Here is a 20,910-nt window from a genome sequence, read left to right as displayed (position 1 = left end):
CAATTCCCCCCGATCCTCCTGGCGATGGTGCGCCTGTTTCGCTGGCGCGGGCAACCGCTTCCGAGAATTACCGGAAGTTACCCGAACGTAATACTCGACGAAAGGCGTCAAGGCATCTGAAAGACCGTCATAAACGTACGATCCGGACACCCTGGAAAAGTTCGTTGAAGCTTTGAACGGGGTCTCGGTTGTTCTCGTATTCGACACCGTGAGCAGGAATCCCGTTACCGTCACCGTCGCGTACCAGGTGGTGCCGGGGCGCGAGGCCGACTTCCACTCGTGGGGGTGGGCCGTGCTGCGCAGGAGTGCGCAGCAGCCGGGCTTTCTGGGGGGTGGCGTACTCGTCGACGGAGAGGCGGAGTGGCATGTGGTCTACCGCTTCGACGACGAGGATTCGGCCCGGACCTGGGAGAACTCCGTGGTCTGGGCGCAGTGGTCGGCCCGTGCCGATGAACTGGCCCGGGAGACCGGCCGCCGGAGCATCGCGGGGTCCAGGGCCTGGTTCGACTCCCAGACCTCCCGGGCCCCGACGCCGGCCGGCCCTCCGGGACCGCCCCCGAAATGGAAACTGTGGCTGGTGAATTTGAGCGCGGTCTTCCCGCCTGTGCTCTTATTCAACCTGGTGATACTTCCCTATCTCAACGACCTGAATCCGCTTTTCCGTACACTTCTGCTGTGTCTGGCCGTGACAGCCACCGTCACCTGGATTCTCATGCCGAGACTCCAGCGATTCCTGAAGAAATGGCTGTACCCGCCGCTGCAGGCACTGCGTGGCCGGCACAAACGACGGACCGCCTAGGTCCGAGAACGATCAGAGGGGGGTGGGCGGGTGAAGACCCTGCTCATCGACAATTATGACTCGTACACGTACAACCTGTTCCAGCTGATCGCCGAGGTCAACGGCGAGGAGCCGGTGGTGGTGCTGAACGACGCTCCGGTCGGCGACATTCCGGAGCTGCGGGAATTCGACAACGTGGTGGTGTCGCCGGGACCCGGCCACCCCCTGGAACCGCGTGACTTCGGCATCGCCGCCAGAGTGATCGCCGAGGCCGGGATCCCCGTCCTGGGCGTCTGCCTCGGCCACCAGGGCATCGCGGTGGGGGAGCGGGCCGACGTCGAGCCCGCCCCGTGGCCCCGCCACGGGCACCTGTCGACGGTCCGGCACGACGGCCGTGACCTGTTCCGGGGCCTGCCGCAGAACTTCACGGTCGTCCGCTACCACTCGTTGTCCGTGCGCGAGCCGTTGCCGCCGACCCTGGAGGCCACCGCCTGGTCCGAGGACGGCGTCCTGATGGGTCTGCGCCACCGTGAACGGCCGCTGTGGGGTGTCCAGTTCCACCCCGAGTCGATCCTCACCGACCACGGCCACCGCCTGCTGGTCAACTTCCGTGACCTCACCGAGGAACGGGCCGGCAGCCCGCGTACGCAGAACACCGCGGTCATCCCCCTCAACGGCGCGATCCCCCGCCCCCGGCGGCCCTCGGCCCCCGCCTACCGGCTGCACACGCGCCGTATCGCCGGTGCCGTCGACGCCGAGGCCGCCTTCACGCGCATGTACGCCGACGCGCGGCACGCGTTCTGGCTGGACAGCTCCCGCGTCGAGCCCGGCCTGTCGCGGTTCTCGTTCTTCGGCGACGGCAGCGGTCCGCTCGCCGAGGTCGTCCGCTACGACGTCGACAGCGGCCTGTGCGAGATCGAGCGGGAGGGACGGCCCACCCGACGGGTGCAGGCGAGCGTCTTCGACTACCTGAAGCGGCAGCTGGCGAGCCGCAAGGTCGACGCGACGGGTCTGCCCTTCGACTTCACCGGCGGCTACGTCGGCTACTTCGGCTACGAACTCAAGGCCGACACGGGCTCCCCGAACCGGCACAAGGCCGAAACCCCGGACGCGACCTGGCTGTTCGCGGACCGGCTGATCGCCGTGGACCACGAGGAGGGCTTCACCTACGCGGTCTGCCTGTCCGAGGACACCCCGGCGGCGTCCCGCGAGGCCGGCGACTGGCTCGACACCGCGCTGGCCCAGCTGACCTTCGTCGGCTCGGACGCCACGGTCCCCCTGAGGTCGGCCACACCGCCCTACCCGCGCGCGGCCGAACCCTGGCTCGTCCGCGACCGCGCCACCTACCTCGCCGACATCGAGGCCTGCAAGGCGGAACTGAACGCGGGCACGAGCTACGAGGTCTGTCTCACCGACGCGGTCCGGTTACCCGCCCCCTACGACCCGTACGACTTCTACCGGGTGCTGCGCCGCATCAACCCGGCCCCGTACGCCGCCTTCCTCAGGTTCGGCGACCTCGACATCGCGGGCTCGTCGCCCGAGCGCTTCCTGCGGATCACCCGGGACGGCATCGCCGAGGCCAAGCCCATCAAGGGCACCGCGCCCCGGGGCGGCACCCCGCAGGAGGACGACCGGCTGCGGGACGAGCTGGCGGCGGACACCAAGACCCGCGCCGAGAACCTGATGATCGTGGACCTGCTCCGCAACGACCTGGGCCGGGTCTCCCGGACCGGCTCCGTGAAGGTCACACGTCTCATGGCCACCGAGACGTACGCCACCGTGCACCAGCTGGTCTCCACCGTCGAGGGCAGGCTGCGCGAGGGCACCGACGCCGTCGACTGCATCCGGGCATGCTTCCCCGGCGGATCGATGACCGGGGCGCCCAAGCTCCGCACGATGGAGATCATCGACTCGCTGGAGACCGAGGCACGGGGTGTGTACTCGGGAGCCCTCGGATACCTCGGGTGCAGCGGAGGCGCGGACCTCGACATCGTCATCCGTACCGCCGTGTTCCAGGGCGGCCGTATGCATCTGGGGGCGGGCGGCGCGATCGTCCTCGACTCCGATCCGGCCGCCGAGTACGACGAGATGCTGCTGAAGACCGCTGCACTGATGCGGGCCCACCGGGAGCACGCCTCCGCCCCGGCCGTCACCGAGGAGCCGACGCGATGACGATCACGACAACATCCCAGCCCTTCCGGCTCCGGGCCGACGCCGGCGCCCCGGGCAACCTCGCGGCCCATCTGGCCGCCCTCGCCGAACGCCGCGGCTGGGCCGGCCGCCCCGCCTTCCACCAGGGCCACCGGGCCTACTCCCACGGCGAGGTGCACGACCTCGCGGCCCGCGCCGCCACCGTCCTCACCGACCACGGAGTCCGCCCCGGCGACCGCGTCCTCCTCGCCCTCCCGGACTCCGTCACCTGGGTCACCACGTTCCTCGCCCTGGCCCGCCTGGGCGCGGTCGCGGTCCTGGTCAACCCCGAACTCACCCCGCCCGAACTCCAGTTCATGGCAGAGGACACGGAGGCGGTCCTGTGGGTGACGGGACCGGGGCTCGAAAGCCACTCCCCGGCCCGCGCCACCGTGCCCCGCCAGGGGCGCGGAACCGTGACACATGCGGCTCCGCAGCGTGGGCGCGACCAGCCACGAACGACCCGCACCGGGCGGACGGCCAGGCCCGCGCCGCGCCTGGGCGCCGATCAGCTGAGCGCTCTGTGCGCCACGACCGTCCCCATGGAAACGGCTCACCCGGTCGACGCCCACACCCCGCTGTACATCCAGTACACCTCCGGCACCACGGGCCACCCGAAGGGCGTCGTACACGTCCACGGCGACCCCCGGACGTACCACGACCTCATCGGGCGCCGGCTCCTGCGCATCACCCCGGACGACGTCACCCTGTCCGTCTCCCGGCTGTACTTCGCCTACGGCTTCGGCAACGCCCTCGTCTTCCCGCTCTTCTCCGGCTCCGCCGCCGTCCTCGCCGACCGCCGTCCCACCCCCGCGGCGGTCGACGAACTCGTCGCCCGGCACCGCGTGACCCTCCTCTACTCGGTGCCGTCGGCGTACGCCGCCCTGGTCGCCGACCGGGCGGGCGGCCACCAGGACTGCTTCGCCTCGGTGCGCGCCGCGGTGTCGGCCGGCGAGGGCATGCCCGCGGGACTCGGCAAGCAGGTCACCGAACTGCTCGGCGCGCCCGTCCTCGAACAGATCGGCTCCACCGAGGCCGGACACGCCTTCTGCGCCAACAGCTTCGACCACAACCACCCCGGCACGGTCGGCCGCCCCGTCCCCGGCTTCGAGGTCGAACTCCGCGACCGCGCGGGCGCGCAGGTCGCGGACGGCGAGACGGGCGAACTCTGGGTGCGCGGCCCGACGGTGACGCCCGGATACCTCAACCGGCCCGAGGAGAGCGAGCGCACCCTCGTCGGCGGCTGGCTCAACACCCGGGACCGGGCCGTCCGCGAGGCCGACGGCACCTACCGGCATCTGGGCCGGGCCGACGACATGGAGATGGTCGGCGGCATCACCGTCTCCCCCCTGGAGGTGGAGGCTCTGCTGCGCACCCACCCCGGGGTCCGGGACGTCGCCGTGGCGGCCGTCACCGACGAGCGCGGCGCCAGCAGGCTGCGGGCCTTCGTCATCCCCGTCCCGCCCATCGGGGTGGGCCTGGAGGCCGAACTGATCTGCATGGCCCGCGACCGGCTCGCCGCCTTCAAGGTCCCCCGCAGCGTCAGCTTCGTGCCCACGCTGCCCCGCACCGCGACCGGCAAGCTCCGCCGGCACCTCGTCCGCCAAGGGGCGTGGTGAGCATGGCCGACACCCTCACCCCCGCAGAAAGGTCCGGTCCCATGCGAGACCAGCTCCAGGTCGATCGGCAGCCCACCCTCGCCGGCGGCCGTGGCTTCTACCTGGGCTCGATGCTCAGAGAGGCCGCCGACCGCCACGGCCATGTCTTCGTCACCCTGGACCGGCCTCTCGACGTGAACCCCGGCCTCGGGACCGACCTCGCCTACACGACCCTCGCCGACGTGGTCGACGAGCTCTCCGGCCGCCTCTGGGAAGCGGGCGTGCGCCCCTCGGAGGAGGTGGTCGTGCACAAGACGGACAACGTCGACATCGTGCTGCTGACCTGCGCGGTCTCCCGTATCGGCGCCGTGCCCGTCCTGCTCTCGCCCGGCCTCGCGGGCCCGGTGGTCGGTCAGCTCCTCGAGCGCCTCCACCAGCCCTGGCTGATCACCGACCGGGCCAAGCTCGAAGGCCCCCTGAAGGACGTCGAACTCACCGGCCTCGTACGGCGCACACTCTCCGTCGACGACGCCCCGGGCGCCGAACCCCTGCAGACGTACGCGGGCGCCCCGACCCCGTCCGCCGTCCGCCTCCACCCCCGCGACCCCTCCCTCATCACCCACAGCTCCGGCACCACCGGCCTGCCCAAACTGGCCGTGCACTGCCCGAACACCATGTGGAACCGGCTCGTCCCGCAGAAGGCCATGGGCTGGCCCACACGCGGCGAGACCGCGGCCCTGCACATGTCGTTCGTGCACTCGCGCTTCTACCACCTGCTCGGCGTCCTGCTGCACTTCGGCAGCCCCCTGCTCCTGATCGTCGACCCGGAACCGTCGAACGTGGGCCCGCTGCTCGCCCGCCACCGCCCCGGCATCGTCGAGACCCACCCCAACACCTTCGTGCTGTGGGAGGAGCTGGCCGACGCGCCCGGCGCACCGCTGTCCCGCGTCCGCTCGTACGGCTCCACCTTCGACGCGATCCACCCGCGTACCGTGCAGCGGCTCCTGAACGCGTCCAAGCGGCGCTCGCCGTGGCTCATCCAGCTCTACGGGCAGAGCGAGACGGGCCCGGTCGCCTTCCAGTGGTTCACCCGCCGCAGCGCCGCCAAAGCCGACGGCCGCCGCGTCGGCATCGGCATCCCCGGCTTCACCCGCGTCCGGGTCGCCGACGACGCCGGGCGCCGGGTCGCCCCCGGCACCGCGGGCCGCATCGAGGCCCGCACCCGGGGCCGTATCCTCACCTACCTCGGCGCCCGGGAGCGCTATCTGCGCCAACTCGACGGCGGCTGGTGGCAGATGGGCGACATGGGCTACCAGGGCCGCTGGGGCGCCCTCTACCTCATCGACCGCGAGATCGACCAGATCGACTCCATGCACAGCAACCTGGAGGTCGAGGACACCCTGATGTCCCGCCTGGAGGAACTGCGTGAGGTCGTCATCGTCCCCGGCGTCGACCGCGAACCCGTACCCGTGGTGTGCGTACGCGGTGAACGGCCCCTGGACCTGCGGCGCTGGCACGAGGCCACGGCCGACCTGCCCACCATGTCGGAGCCCCGGCAGTGGCGGTTCGAGGAACTGCCGATGACCTCCACGTGGAAGGTCAAGCGGGTCGAGATCACCCGCATGCTCACCGAGAGCACCCGCGCATGACGCCCCCCGTCCCCGTTCTCGTCGTGGGCGCCGGGCCCGTGGGTCTCTCCGCCGCCCTCGCCCTGCGCGCCCACGACCTCCCCGTCACTCTGCTCGAAGCCGACCCCGAGGGCCGCGAACGCCCCGGCAGCCGCGCCCTGTTCGTGCACCGCGAGACCCTGGAACTCCTGGAGGGCATACACCCCGGACTCGCGGTCAAGATCGCCTCGTACGGCCGGACCTGGCACACCCGACGCACCCTGTACCGGGGCCGCGAGGTCTACGCCCGCACCTTCCCGCCGCCCACCGGCACCCCGCCCTTCACCAGCCTCCGCCAGGTCGACACCGAGCGCTTCCTGCTCGCCGCCTGCAGGGACGCCGGCGTGGAGTTCGTGTGGGACGCGCGGATCACCGGTGTACGGACCGACCCGGACGGGGTGATCCTCACCGGCGAGGACGGCCGCACGTGGACGGGCACCCACGCGGTGGCCGCCGACGGCGCCCGCTCGGCCGTGCGGCGCGAACTGGGCATCCCTCTGGAGGGCAGCCACGGCGAGGGCTTCCACGTCGTCGCGGACATCGCCGACATCCCCGGTGCCGAACTGCCCCTGGAACGGGTCTTCCATTACGAGCATCCGGCGCTCGGCGGTCGCAGCGTCATGCGGGTGCCGTTCACCGGCGGCTTCCAGCTCGACCTGCAGTGCCGCGACGACGACGCGGCGCAGGAGTACGGCACCGAGGAGGCCGTACGGCGCTGGCTGCCGGACGTCGTCGGCGACGGGTACGGCGAGCGCGTCCTGTGGGTGTCCACCTACCGCTTCCTGCGCAAGGTCGCGGCCGTCTTCACCGACCCGCACCGCCGGGTGCTGCTGGCCGGCGAGGCGGCGCATCTCTTCCCGCCGTTCGGGGCGCGCGGCATGAACAGCGGTATCGCGGACGCGGTCGCCGCGGCCCGCGCGATCGCCGACGGCACGCCCGAGGCGGTCGACGCCTTCGCCGAGGTCCGGCGTTCGGCGGGCCTGTTCAACAGCGCCGCCGCCGGCACGGCCCTGGACCATCTGCGGCCCCGGCGCCGTATCGTCCGCGTCAAGCAGCGGGCTGCGGCGGCCCTGGCCCCCGTGGTGCCCCGCTGCGGCGCCTGGCTGGAGCACGCCCCCTACGGACCCCGGCACGGCTCCCCGGCCGTCGCGGGCCGCAAGTACTGACCCCAGGAACGACAGGAGCACCGAGTGACACCACCCGCCATCGCGGAAGGCCTGTCGACCTGGTCACCCGAACACGGCCTCGTCCCCGTCCAGGCACAGGGCGGACGCCTCCTCGTCGCGGACTCGTGGCTGCTGCGCGACGGACGGGTACGCGGCTTCGACCGGCACCGCGAACGGTTCCTGCGGTCCTGCGGCGAGTGCGGCGCACCGCCCCTGGGACAGGTCGTCGACTTCTGGCAGGACATGACCCGTGCCCTGCCGCGCACGGGGGAGTGGTTCCCCCGGGTCGAACTCGCCTCCGGGTCACTTGAGTTGCGGCTTCTGCTGCGCCCCGCGCCACCCCTCACGGCCGACGTGCGGGTGTGGGCGGCCGGTCAGCCCGACCCGCGTACCGTGCCCCGCCGCAAGGGCCCGGACCTGGACGCCCTGGCCCGCGTACGCAGACGCGCGTCCGGCACCGATGCCGAGGAGGCCGTGCTCATCGCGCCCTCCGGCCTGGTGCTGGAGGCCGCCAACTCCAGCCTCTTCTGGTGGGAGGACGACACCCTCTGCCTGCCGCCGCCCCGCCTGCCGCTCCTCGCCGGCGTGACCATGGCCCTCGTCCAGGAGCGGGCCGCCCGCACCGGCGTCCGGGTCGCCCACCGCGAACGCTCCCTGGCCGAGCTGGCCGGCCTCGAGGTGTGGCTCGTCAACGCCCTCCACGGCATCCGCCCGGTCGCTGCCTGGACCGGGCGCCCGATGACCCCGGGCCCGGCCGTCCACGCCCCGGAGTGGCGGAAGTGGCTGGACGGTCTCATGGAGCCGCTGCCGGACCACTGAATTCGCAGCGATATCCGGGCGCGAAGAAGCGCCGGGCCGAAGTGAATACGGCCCGGCGCTGAAAGTCGTTCGTGAATGTCCGGAGAAGAGAATCCCGGAAGTTTCGAGAGTCCGGGAGTGTCGATATTCCCGGGAGTTTCCGGATTACTTCTGGACGGGCTGGTAGGCCCCCGGAACCATCCGTGTGGCGATCGCGATCCGGTTGTACGCGTTGATCACGGTGGCCGCCCAGATCAGCGCCGCGACCTGCTCCTCGTCGAACACCTCGGCGGCCGCCGCCTAGACGTCGTCGGGCACCTGACCGTCGGCGACCAGGGTCACCGCCTCGGTCAACGCCAGGGCGGCGCGCTCGCGGGCGGTGAAGAAGGGGGTCTCGCGCCAGGCGCTGAGCGCGTAGATCCGCTGCTCGGTCTCGCCCTGCGCGCGGGCGTCCTTGGTGTGCATGTCCAGGCAGAACGCGCAGCCGTTGATCTGCGAGGCGCGAATTCTGATCAGTTCGAGAATCTCGGGTTCGACCTTCGCGTCCCGGGCCGCGGAAACGGCGGCACCGTGCAGGGAGCCCATCGCTCCGGACACATCGGGGGTGATTTTCTTGAGGGCCACACGAGATATGGAATCGCTGTTGCTCATGGGGAGAACTCTATATCCGAATTCCCGGCTGTGTAACTGTTTCGTCTCGACGTGGCCCTGCCCACAACCGTAGCCCCCGGTCACCTGTCTAGGCATGCAGAGGCAGGAAATCGCGCGAAGGGGAAAGGTCCGCCATGGGGGACATAGGCAGAAGAGGCGCAGTCGCACTCACCATCACCGGACTGCTGACACCGCTCGCGCTCGCGTTGGGCACCGCGCCCGCGCAGGCGGCGAGTTGTACGGCGTCGACGGGGCCGTACCAGAAGCAGGTGGAGAAGTTCCTCGGCCGGACGGCCGACGGGAAGCAGTCCACCGCCGACTGCAAGGCGATCCAGGCCTTCCAGACCAAGCACGGCATCACGCCGAACATCGGGTACGCGGGATCCGTCACCTGGGGCGTGATGGACCTGATGAACAAGCAGAAGGCCGTGGGCAAGAACCCCAACGCGGCGGGCAAGTGCCCGACGAACAAGGGCCGTATCGCCTGCGTGAACCTGACCCTCCAGCTGAGCTGGATCCAGGACGGCGGCAAGCTCGTCTACGGGCCCGTACCGGTGCGCACCGGCCGCAACGGGTACGAGACCCGCACCGGCCTGAAGAAGATCTACTGGCGGAACATCGACCACGTCTCGTCGATCTACCACGTGCCCATGCCCTACGCCCAGTTCTTCGACGGCGGCCAGGCCTTCCACTCCGTCGGCGTCAGCATGTGGAACCCGCCCGGTTCCCACGGCTGCACCAACATGACCAAGACCGACGCCAAGAAGTACTGGTCGTTGCTGAAGAACGGCGACGACGTCTACGTGTACGGCCGCAAGCCGGGCACCTGACAGGCAACCAGGAGCCCGGCTCGGCGACGACGGTGAATCGTCACGCCTCGGGGGCGTCCCCGAAGTCCGGGATCTCCAGCCTGACCCCGCCCTGCCGCGCGGACTCGTGCGCGACGATGCCCGGCAGGGTGTAGCGGGCCGCCACCCAGGCGTTCACCGACGGCAGCGTCCGGGTGTTGACGGCGGTCACGAAGTCGTCCACCAGGAAGTGGTGGCTGCCCTCGTGCCCGTTGTGCAGCTCGTCGAACTCCCGTGGCAGCCGCGCCCGGTCGTGCACCGGCGCCGACCCGGAGGTGAAGGCGGCCCGCAGATCCGGCGCGATGTGCTGGAGCGAGGGGTCGTCGGGGGACAGGGTGGGCTTCGGCTCGAGCAGCTCGCTGATGTCCGTCACCCCCTTCTTGTCCTGCCAGAACGCCACCGTGGCGAGCTGTTCCATGCTGGCGTCCGTGCCGAAGAACCGGAATCGCGACTCCCGGATCTGCGAGGGGTAGCCGACCCGCCGGAACTCGTTCGTACGGAACGAACCGCCGCCCGCCACCTCGAACAGCGCGGTCGCGTTGGAGAAGTCGTTGCCGAACTGGCTGACCTCCTTGTCGAACACCCCGTCCCCGCGCCCGTCCACGACGCCGATCGCCGACACGCTCACCGCGTGCGTCTGCCAGGCGCCCAGCACCCCGCCCACCGAGTGGGTCGGGTACAGCAGCGGGGGATAGCTGGCGGTCCGCCTCCAGTCCTCGCCGCCGCTGTACCGGTAGGCCTCGTAGAACCCCAGGTCCATGTCGTGGACGTAGTCGCCCTCGGCGTAGAAGATCCGCCCGAAGGCGCCTTCCGCGATCTGGTTGCGGGCGTGCACGGTCGCCGGGTTGTACTGACTCGTCTCACCCATCATGTACGTCAGCCCGGTCGCCCTGACCGCGTCGATGATCGCCGCGATCTCGTCTGCGGTGATGGCCATGGGGACCGCCGAGTAGACGTGCTTGCCGGCGTTCAGTCCCTGGAGCACCAGCGGTCCGTGCGTCCAGCGCTGGGTGAAGATCGCGACGGCGTCGACCGCCTTCGACTCCAGCATGGCCTCGTACGAGGGGAAGGTGCCGGCCAGCCCCTGGGCGGCCACGAGTTCTTCGGCCCGCTCGGGCAGCAGATCCGTGACGTAGACGTCGCCGACTCCGGGGTGGGCCTGGAACAACGTGGCGAACTGACCGGAGAACTGGCCGGCGCCGACGATGCCGAGGGAGAACGTCATGTGACACATGTCCTTCACTGGTCGAGAATGAGGTTGATCTGGTCGTTGGTCTCGTCGAGGCCGCTCACCGGCGCGCCGTTGCCGTAGATGTCCTCCATCGCGGGTTGCATGAGCGCGGTGACATCGGCCGCGTTGGTGGTGATGGGATAGGAGAAGGTCCTGAAGTCCTTCTTGTCGGCCACCGGTTCGGTGAAGGCCGACACGTCGAGGCCCTTCTTCTCGTACGCGGCGACCGCGGCCTCGGTGCCGGCCGGGGTGGCGGGGAAGACGACGCCGTACTCGCCCACGACGCTCTGGCAGGCGTCGGAGGCCAGATACGCCACCCACTTCCGGGCGCCCGCCTTGTTCGCCGAGGCCTTGGTGATGGAGTCGGCGAGACCGTTCATCATGGTGGCGCGCCGGCCGCTCGGGCCGGCGGGAGTGACGGCCGCGCCGATGTCCAGGTCCTTGAAGCCGTCGTAGGTGGAGATCATCCAGGCGCCGTCGAAGGTGACGGCGGCCCTGCCCGCGGCGATCTGGGTGTTGGCCTGGTTGGACTGCACGTTGTAGTCGGCGAAGGGAACCATGTAGCCCTTCTCCGCCAGGCCGAAGTACCACTTGATCACGGACTGGAAGGTCTCGCTGTCGTACTGGTACTTCGTGCCCCAGCGCGCCTTGTCCGTGTAGCTCCACCCCGCCGACCCGGTGAAGGGGCTCCACTGGGTCTGCCCGTCGGCATAGCCGCCGCCGTTGCTCGCCAGGCCGTACACCTTGACGTCGTCCTTGTCGAAGCCGGGCTCGTCGCCCCGCCTGCCCTTGCCGTCGACGGTGAGGTGGGCGACGGCCTTCTCGAAGGTGCCGCCGTCCTGCGGGTTCCAGGAGAGGCCGTTCAGCTCGTCGGCGGTGAGGCCCGCGTCCTTCACCATCTCCTTGTTGTAGAAGAGCGCGACGGTGTCCCAGTCCTTCGGGGTCCCGTAGCGGTGGCCGTCCCGGCCGATCCAGTTGGCGGCGAGACCCGGCTGGTAGTCGGACTCCTCGATGCCCAGGTCGTCGAGCGGTTCGAGGACCTGGAGATCGGCGAACTGGCCGAACTTCTGGATGTGGTCGGTGAACACGTCCGGCTGGGTGCCCGCGATGAACCCGGCGGTGAGCTTGGTCCAGTAGTCGCTCCACCCCAACTGGGTGATCCTCACGTCCAGTCCGGGGTTCTCCTGCTCGAACCCCTTCGCACAGGCCTGGTAGGCGGGCAACTGGTTGGCGTCCCACAGCCAGTACGTCACCGTGTCCGAGGACGCCCCGGTGCCGTCGCCCTGCGTGCAGCCGGTCACCAGGGACAGCGTCAGCGCTCCGGCCCATGCGGTCAGCGTACGAAGTCGCATCAGAGTTCCCTCACTTGATCCCGGTGAAGCCGATGGAGCTGACGATGCGGCGGGCGGACGCGGCGAAGAGCACCAGCATCGGCAGCGCGGCGATCAGCGTCGCGGCCATGAGCCCCGACCAGTCCACGCCGGTCGCCGGGGTCTGCGCCCGGAAGATCGCCAGCGCCACGGTCAGCACCCGGGAGCCGTCGCTGTAACTGACCATGAGCGGCCAGAAGTAGTCGTTCCAGGAGGTGATGTACGTCAGCACGGCCAGGGTGAGGATCGGGGTGGACGCCATCGGCAGGACCACCCGGAAGAAGATCCTTACCTTCCCGGCCCCGTCCAGCAGCGCCGCCTCCTCGACCTCGTGGGGGATGTTCATGAAGAACTGCCGCAGGAAGAAGACCGCGAACGGTGTCATGAAGAGGCTGGGCAGCGCGATGCCGAGCAGCGAGTCCACCAGGTGGAGCTGCTTGATGAGCACGAAGTTCGGCAGCAGGGTGAAGAGGGTCGGCACCATCAGTCCGGCCAGGAACAGCCCGAACACCTGGTCCCGCCCGCGCCAGCGCAGCCGCGCGAAGGCGTACGCGGCCATCGCGGAGAAGAAGATCTGACAGCCGGTGATCAGCGTCGACACGATCACCGAGTTGAGCAGATACCGCCAGAAGTCGAGCCCGCCGCCCGCCCCGCCCTGCGCGATCGCCTCCTCGGCGGACTGCAGACCGAGCGCCCGCTCGAAGCCGCTGCCGGTGAGATCGACGGGCAGCGGGTTGGCGGGATCCGCGTTGAGCCCGGCGTTGGTGGAGAGCGCGGTGCGCAGGATCCAGTAGAACGGAAGCAGGGTGATGAGCACGATCAGGCCCATCGCGGTCCAGGCGGCGGCCCGCCCGAAGGAGAACCCGCGCCTCGCCGGCCGAACAGCCGGAGCCGGGGTCGGTGTCGAAGCCGGTGGAGTCGAGGTCGTCGTCACGGCAGCCATGTCGGAGTCTCCTTCCGTCAGCCGAGATCGCTTCGGCCGGCCCTGGTGAGCCGGTACTGCAGGACGGTGATCGCGCTGAGGACGACCAGCAGGGCGACCGACATCGCCGAGGCGTAGCCGAACTGGAAGCGGCCGAAGGCAGAGCCGTAGATGTAGAACTGGAGCACGTTCGTCGCGTTCGCGGGACCGCCCGCCGTGGTCACCGCCACGGTGTCGAACACCTGGAACGAACCGATCACCGTCATGATCATCACCACCGCCAGCACCGGACGCAGCAGCGGCATGGTGACCCGCCAGAACATCCGCCACTCGCTCGCGCCGTCCACCCTGGCCGCCTCGTACACGTCGTTCGGGATCGCCTGGAGCCCGGCGAAGAGGAGCAGCGCGGTGTAGCCGACGTGCCGCCACACGTTGATCAGGGCGATGGTGGGGATGGCCCAGGTCTCGTCGGCGAGGAACGGGATGCGGTCCGCGCCGAGAGCGCCGATGATCTCGTTGCCGATGCCGAGCTGGGTGTCGAGGATCCACAGCCAGACGAGGCCGGCGACCACGTTCGACATCAGATACGGCGTGAGCACGATGCCGCGGAGCAGGGCCGACTGGGTCAGCCGCTGGAGGAGTACGGCGATGGCGAGCGCGGCGACCGTCTGCACACCGATGTTGAGGACCACGTACTCGACCGTGACCGCCAGCGAGTCCCAGAAGATGGGGTCGTTGACCATGCGGACGTAGTTGTCGAGGCCCACCCACTCCGCCGGGGTGAGCAGGTTGAAGCGGGTGAAACTCAGATAGATGCCCCGCAGCGTCGGCCAGAGCAGGAACACCAGGAAACCGAGCATCGCCGGGGTGATGAAGACGGCGGCCAGGACGCCGTCGCCTCGCCGACGGATCGGTGGACTGGTGGAGGCGATGGTCATCGGGTGCTCCCTCATCGGCGGCGTTGCCTCAGACTCGGACCACTTACTTTTGTCGCGAAAGAATTGTGACGTCAAGAGGCTGTGCGAACATCTTTTGGGGGGAGTTCGCGGGCGTAGGATGGGCTTGTTGTTTCCGTGACGGAAGAAATATGGTGTGGGAGTCTGACCTTCATGACCGCACTCGCTGCCAGCTGGCTGCCGCTCAGTCCCGGGGAACGCGCGGTGGCGATCGAGGTGCTCGTGCACGGTCCGCTCTCCCGCACGGAACTCGCCGGCCGGCTCGGCCTGTCCGCGGGCAGCCTCACCAGGCTGACCAAACCGCTGATCGAATCGGGTCTGCTGGTCGAGACGTCCGAGGGTGCCGCGCTCCCCGAGGTCCGCCAGGGACGCCCCTCGCAGCCGCTGGACATCGTCGCCGAGTCCCGCTCCTTCATCGGCTTCAAGATCACCGATGACATGGTGTACGGCGTGGTCACCACGCTCCGGAGCGAGATCGTCACTCGCTACGACCGCCCGCTCACCACCCATGAGCCGGAACGGGTCGCGGATCTGCTCGCCGGGATGGCCGCCGAACTCGCCCGCACCCACCCCTCGCTCGCCGGTATCGGCATCGGGGTCGGCGGGTACGTCCGGCGCCGGGCGGTGGTCGGGGAGTCACCCTTCCTGTCGTGGCGCGATGTGCCGCTGGCCGAACTCGTCGAGGAGCGCACCGGGTTGCCCGTGGTCGTCGAGAACGACGTCGCCGCGCTCGTCGAGGCCGAGACCTGGTTCGGCGCGGGGCGCGGCCTCGACCGGTTCGTCGTCCTCACCATCGGCGCGGGTATCGGCTACGGGCTCGTGCTGGGCGGCAAGCGGGTGGCGTACGCCGAGGAGGACCGCGGGTTCGGCCGCCACTGGATCGTGGACCCCGCCGGCCCGCTCACCCCCGACGGGGAGCGCGGCAGCGCCGTCTCACTGCTGAGCATCCCCAGCATCCGGTACCAGGTGCAGGCGGCGACCGGGCGCGAGGTGACGTACGAGGAGGTCCTGGCAGGTGCGGCCGGCGGTGAGCCGATGTGTGTGCGGGTCGTCGGGGAGGCGGGGCGGGCGCTGGGGACGCTGGTGGCCCAGATCGCCAACTTCGTGATGCCGCAGAAGATCCTGCTCGCGGGGGAGGGGGTGGGGCTGATGGGGGTGGCGGGTCAGGCCGTGGACGAGGCCGTCCGCGCTCATCGTCATCCGCTGGCCGCGCCCGTCCCGCTGGAGACGAAGGTGTCCGACTTCCATGACTGGGCGCGGGGGGCGGCCGTGCTGGCCATTCAGGTCCTCGTGCTCGGGACCGTGGAGCCGTAAACGCAGAGTGATCAGCTTCACGGTCCGTAATGTCGGAAGTAGCACCTTTACTCACATCGGCTTCACGTTCGAGGACATATGGTTTACACCATGTCCACTCCCCCTGATGTCGTCCTGGAAAGATCGGAAGTACCGGCGCGAACGGCCGCCGAGGTCAACGAGGAGATCCGGGCGCTCTGGTTCCGGAGCGGTGGGACGTTGAACAGGGAGCAGCGGAGCGAGTACGAGCGGCTTGTCCTTGAGTGGGCGGCGCGCTCCGCCGACTGAACCCGTACGGGTTTCGTCTGCTTTCGTCCGCCGGGTCGGTGGGCGGCCCACCGCCACCTCGTCGTGGCCTGCCGCGCCGTTCCCCTCGCCCCCTTGGGGGCGCGCCCGCCGGGCGCGCCCGATCGTCGCCTCTCAGTTCCAACTCCGTGAGTACTGACGGCGGTATGCCTGCCTGTCCTGCTCCGTGCGGATGAAGCGGGTGGCTGCCAGGGCGACCATGCTGCCGGCGACGACCAGGAGGCCCGGCCCGACGTTGCGGGGGTCGGCGAGGCGGTCGAGGAGGTCGGAGGCGGCGCCGATGGACTCGACGGGCTCCACCGAGCCAGGCTCGGCCCCTCCGGGAGCCGCGGCGCCCTGGGAGTCGTCGTCCGAGGAGCCGTCGGCCGCGGCGGTCGGCTGGGCGGCGGACTGGGGCAGGCCGGTCAGCCGGACGCCGAGGTCGTCGAGGGCGTCGGACAGCGGCTGGAAGAACGTCGTACCGCCCTCCTCGCAGTCGCCGTTGCCGCCCGAGGTCACCCCCAGGGCCACCCCCTCCGAGAACATCGGGCCCCCGCTGTCGCCCGGCTCGGCGCAGACCGTGGTCTCGATGAGGCCGCTGACCGTGCCCTCGGGGTAGTTGACCGTGGCGTCGAGGCCGGTCACCTCGCCGTTGCGGAAGCCGCTGGTGCTGCCGCTGCGGAACACCCGCTGGCCGACCGCCGCCTCACCGACCGAGGTGATGCGCACCCCGCGGCCGTCGCCGACCGAGACGACGTTGGTCTTGTTGCTCGGCGCGTCCTGGAGGTACTGCACGAGCGAGAAGTCGCTGCCGGGGAAGTTCGACTCGGTCGTCCGGCCGATCTCCTGTTGCCCCTGGTTGTCCGCGAACCAGACGGAACCGGCGGGACCGCAGTGCCCGGCGGTGAGCATGAAGTCGTTCTCGCCGTCGGTCACGTTGAAGCCGATCGAACAGCGCCCGCCCGTGCCGAAGATGGGCTGGGCGCCGTTGAGCCGCATCGTGTACGTGCCCTCGGTGCGCTCCATCCGCACGGACCCGCCGATCTCCTCGGCGAGGTCGGTCAGGCTCGCCCAGTCCTTCTTGGAGACCGTGCTGTCGGCCCGCACGACGACCTCGTTGGAGGCGGGGTCGACGGCCCAGGAGGTGCCCGACACCCGGGGCGCCGTACGCAGCGCCTCCGTGGCGGACTGCAGGTCGTCGCCGCTGTACTCGACCATCTTGGGACGGGCGCCCGCCTGCTCGACCTCGGCGGCCGCCTCCTCGTCGGTGACCGCGACGACCGGCTCGCCGTCCTCGGCGATCCAGGTGCCCGCCGTACGCTCGGCACCCAGCTCGTTCACCAGACCGTTCCCGGTGCCGGACGCGGCGAACACCGCACTGCGGGTCGCGGGCGGGGAGGTGGTGGGTTCGGTCGCCATCGCCGCCTGCGTGACCATCAGGGTTCCGCAGATCAGTCCACCGGCTGCCGTCAGCCGCGCCACCCGCTTCACGACTCGTCGTCGTGCGTGCCTCATTGCCTGGCTCCCGAACCCCGTCCGACACGGTGTCAACACCGCCAGGGCGTCCGGTCCTTGAGCGCCCTCCTTTCATACGTGCGGCGGTCGGCACATGTTCACCAGTCCGCGTCGACGTATCCCAACGTCCGGTTCATGGCGATCGCGCGCGCGTTGGCCGGATGATGCACCGTACGGACGATACTCACCCCGCAGATCCCGGCGAACCCGATGCCGAAGGTCTTCATGGCCACCGAGATGCCCCGGCTCCGGTGCAGGACCCGAACCCCGGTCATCTCGTTGAACACGAACCCGGACCCCCGCCGGTCGGAGGTGGCCGCCATGCCGACCCACCGGTCGCCGTCGAGGGCCAGCACGACGCCACGCGGATCGTAGGCGGGCACCTCGAAGCGGAGCCGGTGGTACTCGTCGTACTCGAAGAAGGCACCGCGCCCCGGGATGTCCGCCGAGCACTCCTTGTTGAGTTCGTACAACGCCCGGCGGTGCTCCGGGGTGTCGCCGAGTTCGGAGAGTGTCGTGAGCCGGATACCGGAGGTGCGGCACTTGTCGACGTACGGCTGGAAACGTGCCAGGTCGAAGTCGGTGACGTCCAGCTGGAGCCGGACCCACTCGGTCGCCGTCAACGCTTGCCTCCCACTCCGCAGTACATGGCCACTTCCGCCGGTTCCCCGGAGGCGGGATCGCCGCTGGCCTCCGGCCGCCAGCGTGTGCACGAGACGACGCCCGGTTCGAGGAGGTCGAGCCCGTCGAAGAAGCCGGCTATCACTTCCGGTGTGCGCTGGGTCAGCCGTGGGATGCCGTGTTCGTTCCACCAGGCGGCCGCGATGTCCACGTCGGGCCACTCCGGGCCGGTGATCGTGTGGGACAGCACCAGATGACTGCCGCCGGGCAGGGCGTCCATCAGACGGCGCACGATGCCGTACGGGTCCTCGTCGTCGTGGATGAAGGCCAGCACGTCGAGCAGCATCAGCGCGACCGGCCGGGTCAGGTCCAGGGTTCTCGCCGCGTGTTCGAGGACCGAGTCGACGTTGCGCAGGTCCTCGTCGACGTGGTCCGTACGGCCCTCGGGCGAACTCGTCAGCAGGGCGCGGGCGTGCACCAGGACCAGCGGGTCGTTGTCGACGTAGACGATCCGGGCGTCCGGCGCGATGTGCTGGGCGACCTCGTGGGTGTTCTCCGCGGTCGGCAGTCCGGCGCCGATGTCCAGGAACTGCCGGATGCCCACCTCGGCGGCCAGATGACGCACGGCCCGCCCCAGGAACTGCCGGTCCGCGCGGGCGTAGTCCTCGATGCTCGGATGCAGCCGGCGTATCTCGTCCCCGGCCTTCCGGTCGACCTCGTAGTAGTCCCCGCCGCCGAGCCAGTAGTTCCAGATCCGCGCCGCGACCGGCCGCGTGGTGACGATGCGGCGGTTCAGCGACGAGGAGGGGAAGTCCGAGGCTGCCGGGTTGTCCGTCACGGCGTCAACTCCTGGATCTTCTGTTGAAGGTGCGTGCTTCATCCAACCGGCAATGTAGACCCGCCGGTTGGCCTTTGCCGATACTTCGGCGATCTTCACCTGGGTACCTGCTTGCCGGGCCCCGGTCGCCGCCCGGCTGAACAGCGATCGTCGAGACCCCTCTACTAATCAGTAACTCTTAGGTAGTCTCCCGGCCACCAGTGGGCATGACCATGACGAGTGCGGCGAAGGTTCCATCGACCTCGCCGCTTTGACATGAGAAAAAGGGGACGAACATGACAGCAAGCGGTGTGGGACGCCGCATGACGACGGTCGCCGCGGTGGCCGTACTGGGTCTGGGTGCTTCGGTGACCGCGGCCGTTCCGGCCGCTGCGGCGCCGGTCGAGGCCGCGGTCGGCGCGGCGGCAGCCGCCGAGGTGGACTACGCGACCTGGCAGACGGACGTGAAGGCCGTCGTCGACACGGCCACTCCCTACATACAGCAGCGCACCGCGAACTCCTCGGGGCAGAAGCTCGCCGTCGTCTTCGACATCGACAACACCACGCTGGAGACGCACTACACGCCCTGGTACCAGCTGCCGACCCCGGCGCTGAAGCCTTCCCTGGAGCTGGCCAAGTACGCCAAGTCCCGTGGGGTCGCCGTCTTCTTCGTCACCGCCCGGCCGGGCATCATCGAGAGCGTCACCAAGTGGAACCTGAAGACCGTCGGTTACCCCGTCGACGGTCTCTACGTACGTGACCTGCCCGATCTGTTCGCCGAGGTCTCCGCCTACAAGACCGCCTCGCGCGCGGACATCGAGTCCGACGGCTACAAGATCATCGCCAACGTCGGCAACAACACCACGGACCTCGTCGGCGGTCACGCCGAGCGGACGTACAAGCTGCCCGACTACGACGGGCTGCTCGACTGACGCCGCTCCACCGTTCGTTCCTGGGTGTACGGCCGCCGGTTCCCGCGGGAGGCCGTACACCTAGACTCCCGCCATGGCCGACGACATCTCGCTCGACGCGCTCGGCGCGGGCAGCTACCTGCTGATCACCACCTACCGCAAGAACGGCACGGGCGTCCCGACACCGGTGTGGGTGGTGCGGGACGGTGACACGCTCGGCATCTGGACGGTCGCGGACTCCTGGAAGGTCAAGCGCATCCGGAACCGCGCCGACGTTCTCGTCGGCCCCTGCGATGTGCGCGGCAACCCCACCGGCGACTCCGTCCCCGCCCGCGCCGAGATCCTCGACGCGGCCGGCTCCGCCGCCTACCGCAGGCTCATCGCCCGCAAGTACGGCGTCCTCGGACGCCTCACCCTGCTCGGCAGCCGACTCCGCCGGGGCGCCGACGGCACGGTCGGTATCCGTGTCACGCTGACGAAGTAGGCCTCCGCGAGGCTTCCTTGAGCCTCCCCGAGGCTCCCTGGCGGCCCGTCACGAACGGTCGCCCGCGTGCCCCGTCCGCCACGCCCACGCCGCGATCTCCACCCGGTTCCGGGCGGCGAGCTTGAGCTGGACGCTGCCGAGGTGGGTCTTGACCGTGGAGAGCGAGACGAACATCGAGGCGGCGATCTCGGCGTTGGTGTGGCCCAGCGCGACCAGACGGACGACGCCGAGTTCCCGGTCGGTCAACGGCTCCCGAGGACGCGGGGCTTCGGGGCCGGGCACGGCCTCCTTCTGGGCCGTGAGGTGCTTGAGGAGCCGGACCGTCACCGACGGCGACACCAGCGAGTCGCCCACCGCCGCCGCCCGTACGGCCTCCGCCAGCAGGGTCGGCCCGGAGTCCTTGAGCAGGAAGCCGCAGGCGCCGCCGTGCAACGCCCCGTAGACGTACTCGTCGAGGTCGAACGTGGTCACCACGACCACCCGCAGCGGATCGGCCACATCCGGACCGGCCAGCAGCCGGGTCGCCTCCAGGCCGTCCAGCCTCGGCATACGGATGTCCAGCAGACACACATCGGGCCGCACCTCGCGGGCCAGCCGCACGGCCGTCTCGCCGTCCGAGGCCTCGGCGACCACGGTGATGTCCGGCTGCGCGTCGAGGAAGAAACGGAAGCCGGTGCGGACCATGTCCTGGTCGTCGGCGATCAGAACCCGGATCGGGCTGCGGTCGTTCATGGGCGCATCATGCCTGAGGGGGGAGGGGAGAAGGGGAACCCGGGAGGGCGGTGGAGTGGGGGGTGGGGCGGGGCGAG

At 70.0% G+C, this 20,910-nt stretch carries 19 protein-coding genes and 1 pseudogene; 11 read left to right on the top strand and 9 right to left on the bottom strand.

Going from position 1 to position 20,910, the window contains the following annotated elements; all coding sequences use genetic code 11:
• Window positions 1-208: 208 nt before the first annotated feature.
• The 6 genes from AWZ10_RS00975 to AWZ10_RS00950 are packed head-to-tail and all read left to right on the top strand — an operon-like array spanning window position 209 to window position 8,218.
• Window positions 209-799, top strand: a complete 591-nt coding sequence (locus AWZ10_RS00975) for an antibiotic biosynthesis monooxygenase (protein ID WP_234360995.1) — start codon at window positions 209-211, stop codon at window positions 797-799.
• 30 nt (window positions 800-829) lie between these two features.
• Window positions 830-2,950: an aminodeoxychorismate synthase component I gene (pabB, locus tag AWZ10_RS00970; RefSeq protein ID WP_060890200.1), complete on the top strand. Its 2,121-nt coding sequence runs from the start codon at window positions 830-832 to the stop codon at window positions 2,948-2,950.
• Entirely contained in the window at window positions 2,947-4,587 is a 1,641-nt protein-coding gene (locus tag AWZ10_RS00965) for a benzoate-CoA ligase family protein (RefSeq protein WP_060890199.1), read from the top strand. The genes pabB and AWZ10_RS00965 overlap by 4 nt, the downstream gene beginning before the upstream one ends.
• A gap of 2 nt (window positions 4,588-4,589) precedes the next feature.
• The gene (locus AWZ10_RS00960) at window positions 4,590-6,215 is read left to right on the top strand and encodes a class I adenylate-forming enzyme family protein (RefSeq protein WP_052769640.1); all 1,626 of its coding nucleotides are present in this window, start codon (window positions 4,590-4,592) and stop codon (window positions 6,213-6,215) included.
• Window positions 6,212-7,399: an FAD-dependent monooxygenase gene (locus AWZ10_RS00955; protein WP_060890198.1), complete on the top strand. Its 1,188-nt coding sequence runs from the start codon at window positions 6,212-6,214 to the stop codon at window positions 7,397-7,399. Before AWZ10_RS00960 ends, AWZ10_RS00955 begins: the two co-directional genes overlap by 4 nt.
• A gap of 24 nt (window positions 7,400-7,423) precedes the next feature.
• Window positions 7,424-8,218: an aminotransferase class IV gene (locus tag AWZ10_RS00950; protein WP_060890197.1), complete on the top strand. Its 795-nt coding sequence runs from the start codon at window positions 7,424-7,426 to the stop codon at window positions 8,216-8,218.
• A gap of 144 nt (window positions 8,219-8,362) precedes the next feature.
• Here the strand turns inward: AWZ10_RS00950 and AWZ10_RS00945 are convergent.
• Window positions 8,363-8,848 (bottom strand): annotated as a pseudogene (locus AWZ10_RS00945) (carboxymuconolactone decarboxylase family protein).
• 134 nt (window positions 8,849-8,982) lie between these two features.
• Here AWZ10_RS00945 and AWZ10_RS00940 point away from each other — a divergent pair.
• Complete coding sequence (locus AWZ10_RS00940) at window positions 8,983-9,678, top strand: L,D-transpeptidase family protein (RefSeq protein WP_046706185.1); 696 nt, start codon at window positions 8,983-8,985, stop codon at window positions 9,676-9,678.
• A gap of 40 nt (window positions 9,679-9,718) precedes the next feature.
• On the opposite strand, the gene AWZ10_RS00935 is transcribed toward AWZ10_RS00940, so the two are convergent.
• The 4 genes from AWZ10_RS00935 to AWZ10_RS00920 are packed head-to-tail and all read right to left on the bottom strand — an operon-like array spanning window position 9,719 to window position 14,157.
• The gene (locus AWZ10_RS00935; protein WP_060890196.1) at window positions 9,719-10,921 is read right to left on the bottom strand and encodes a Gfo/Idh/MocA family protein; all 1,203 of its coding nucleotides are present in this window, start codon (window positions 10,919-10,921) and stop codon (window positions 9,719-9,721) included.
• Between the two features lie 14 nt (window positions 10,922-10,935).
• Complete coding sequence (locus AWZ10_RS00930; RefSeq protein WP_060890195.1) at window positions 10,936-12,279, bottom strand: ABC transporter substrate-binding protein; 1,344 nt, start codon at window positions 12,277-12,279, stop codon at window positions 10,936-10,938.
• Window positions 12,280-12,289: 10 nt separating this feature from the next.
• Complete coding sequence (locus AWZ10_RS00925) at window positions 12,290-13,240, bottom strand: carbohydrate ABC transporter permease (protein WP_060890194.1); 951 nt, start codon at window positions 13,238-13,240, stop codon at window positions 12,290-12,292.
• Window positions 13,241-13,257: 17 nt separating this feature from the next.
• A complete protein-coding gene (locus tag AWZ10_RS00920; protein ID WP_078935465.1) occupies window positions 13,258-14,157 on the bottom strand; it encodes a carbohydrate ABC transporter permease in 900 nt (299 codons plus the stop codon).
• A 171-nt stretch (window positions 14,158-14,328) separates the two neighbouring features.
• Between AWZ10_RS00920 and AWZ10_RS00915 the strand changes: the two genes are divergently transcribed.
• Both AWZ10_RS00915 and AWZ10_RS52170 read left to right on the top strand, forming a co-directional pair.
• On the top strand, window positions 14,329-15,489 hold the full coding sequence (locus AWZ10_RS00915) for an ROK family transcriptional regulator (RefSeq protein ID WP_060890193.1): 1,161 nt from the start codon (window positions 14,329-14,331) through the stop codon (window positions 15,487-15,489).
• A gap of 78 nt (window positions 15,490-15,567) precedes the next feature.
• Complete coding sequence (locus AWZ10_RS52170) at window positions 15,568-15,756, top strand: hypothetical protein (RefSeq protein WP_046709813.1); 189 nt, start codon at window positions 15,568-15,570, stop codon at window positions 15,754-15,756.
• Between the two features lie 132 nt (window positions 15,757-15,888).
• Here the strand turns inward: AWZ10_RS52170 and AWZ10_RS00905 are convergent, their stop codons facing one another.
• The 3 genes from AWZ10_RS00905 to AWZ10_RS00895 all read right to left on the bottom strand — a co-directional run bounded on the left by AWZ10_RS00905 (window position 15,889) and on the right by AWZ10_RS00895 (window position 18,727).
• Window positions 15,889-17,268 (bottom strand): S1 family peptidase, encoded by a 1,380-nt coding sequence (locus tag AWZ10_RS00905; RefSeq protein WP_046709814.1) that lies wholly within the window; start codon window positions 17,266-17,268, stop codon window positions 15,889-15,891.
• 98 nt (window positions 17,269-17,366) lie between these two features.
• Window positions 17,367-17,891 carry a GNAT family N-acetyltransferase gene (locus AWZ10_RS53355; RefSeq protein WP_240439447.1) on the bottom strand — a complete coding sequence of 175 codons (525 nt, stop codon included), beginning with the start codon at window positions 17,889-17,891 and terminating at the stop codon, window positions 17,367-17,369.
• On the bottom strand, window positions 17,888-18,727 hold the full coding sequence (locus AWZ10_RS00895) for an SAM-dependent methyltransferase (protein WP_060890192.1): 840 nt from the start codon (window positions 18,725-18,727) through the stop codon (window positions 17,888-17,890). The genes AWZ10_RS53355 and AWZ10_RS00895 overlap by 4 nt, the downstream gene beginning before the upstream one ends.
• 275 nt (window positions 18,728-19,002) lie before the next feature.
• On the opposite strand from AWZ10_RS00895, the gene AWZ10_RS00890 reads away from it, so the two are divergent.
• Together AWZ10_RS00890 and AWZ10_RS00885 are read left to right on the top strand one after the other, a co-directional pair.
• Window positions 19,003-19,638, top strand: a complete 636-nt coding sequence (locus AWZ10_RS00890; protein WP_037698431.1) for an HAD family acid phosphatase — start codon at window positions 19,003-19,005, stop codon at window positions 19,636-19,638.
• 73 nt (window positions 19,639-19,711) lie between these two features.
• Window positions 19,712-20,101, top strand: coding sequence for a PPOX class F420-dependent oxidoreductase (locus tag AWZ10_RS00885; protein WP_046709816.1), 390 nt, complete (start codon window positions 19,712-19,714; stop codon window positions 20,099-20,101).
• Window positions 20,102-20,149: 48 nt separating this feature from the next.
• Here the strand turns inward: AWZ10_RS00885 and AWZ10_RS00880 are convergent, their stop codons facing one another.
• Window positions 20,150-20,833 (bottom strand): response regulator, encoded by a 684-nt coding sequence (locus AWZ10_RS00880; RefSeq protein WP_046709817.1) that lies wholly within the window; start codon window positions 20,831-20,833, stop codon window positions 20,150-20,152.
• Window positions 20,834-20,910 lie beyond the last annotated feature (77 nt).

The sequence above is a fragment of the Streptomyces europaeiscabiei genome, from assembly GCF_001550375.1.
Taxonomy (GTDB): domain Bacteria; phylum Actinomycetota; class Actinomycetes; order Streptomycetales; family Streptomycetaceae; genus Streptomyces; species Streptomyces europaeiscabiei.
The sequence above is the reverse complement of the archived record's forward strand: the minus strand, read 5'-3'. Positions and strand labels throughout refer to the sequence as shown.

Excerpts from the sequence above, each read along its gene's own strand:
- AWZ10_RS00965 (WP_060890199.1), top strand. The coding sequence starts at position 2,947 with ATGACGATCACGACAACATCCCAGCCCTTCCGGCTCCGGGCCGACGCC.
- AWZ10_RS00925 (WP_060890194.1), bottom strand. The coding sequence starts at position 13,240 with ATGGCTGCCGTGACGACGACCTCGACTCCACCGGCTTCGACACCGACC.
- AWZ10_RS00880 (WP_046709817.1), bottom strand. The coding sequence starts at position 20,833 with ATGAACGACCGCAGCCCGATCCGGGTTCTGATCGCCGACGACCAGGAC.
- AWZ10_RS00905 (WP_046709814.1), bottom strand. The coding sequence starts at position 17,268 with ATGAGGCACGCACGACGACGAGTCGTGAAGCGGGTGGCGCGGCTGACG.
- AWZ10_RS00960 (WP_052769640.1), top strand. The coding sequence starts at position 4,590 with ATGGCCGACACCCTCACCCCCGCAGAAAGGTCCGGTCCCATGCGAGAC.
- AWZ10_RS00930 (WP_060890195.1), bottom strand. The coding sequence starts at position 12,279 with ATGCGACTTCGTACGCTGACCGCATGGGCCGGAGCGCTGACGCTGTCC.
- AWZ10_RS00885 (WP_046709816.1), top strand. The coding sequence starts at position 19,712 with ATGGCCGACGACATCTCGCTCGACGCGCTCGGCGCGGGCAGCTACCTG.
- AWZ10_RS00955 (WP_060890198.1), top strand. The coding sequence starts at position 6,212 with ATGACGCCCCCCGTCCCCGTTCTCGTCGTGGGCGCCGGGCCCGTGGGT.
- AWZ10_RS00890 (WP_037698431.1), top strand. The coding sequence starts at position 19,003 with ATGACAGCAAGCGGTGTGGGACGCCGCATGACGACGGTCGCCGCGGTG.
- AWZ10_RS00940 (WP_046706185.1), top strand. The coding sequence starts at position 8,983 with ATGGGGGACATAGGCAGAAGAGGCGCAGTCGCACTCACCATCACCGGA.
- AWZ10_RS00920 (WP_078935465.1), bottom strand. The coding sequence starts at position 14,157 with ATGACCATCGCCTCCACCAGTCCACCGATCCGTCGGCGAGGCGACGGC.
- AWZ10_RS52170 (WP_046709813.1), top strand. The coding sequence starts at position 15,568 with ATGGTTTACACCATGTCCACTCCCCCTGATGTCGTCCTGGAAAGATCG.
- AWZ10_RS00935 (WP_060890196.1), bottom strand. The coding sequence starts at position 10,921 with ATGACGTTCTCCCTCGGCATCGTCGGCGCCGGCCAGTTCTCCGGTCAG.
- AWZ10_RS00915 (WP_060890193.1), top strand. The coding sequence starts at position 14,329 with ATGACCGCACTCGCTGCCAGCTGGCTGCCGCTCAGTCCCGGGGAACGC.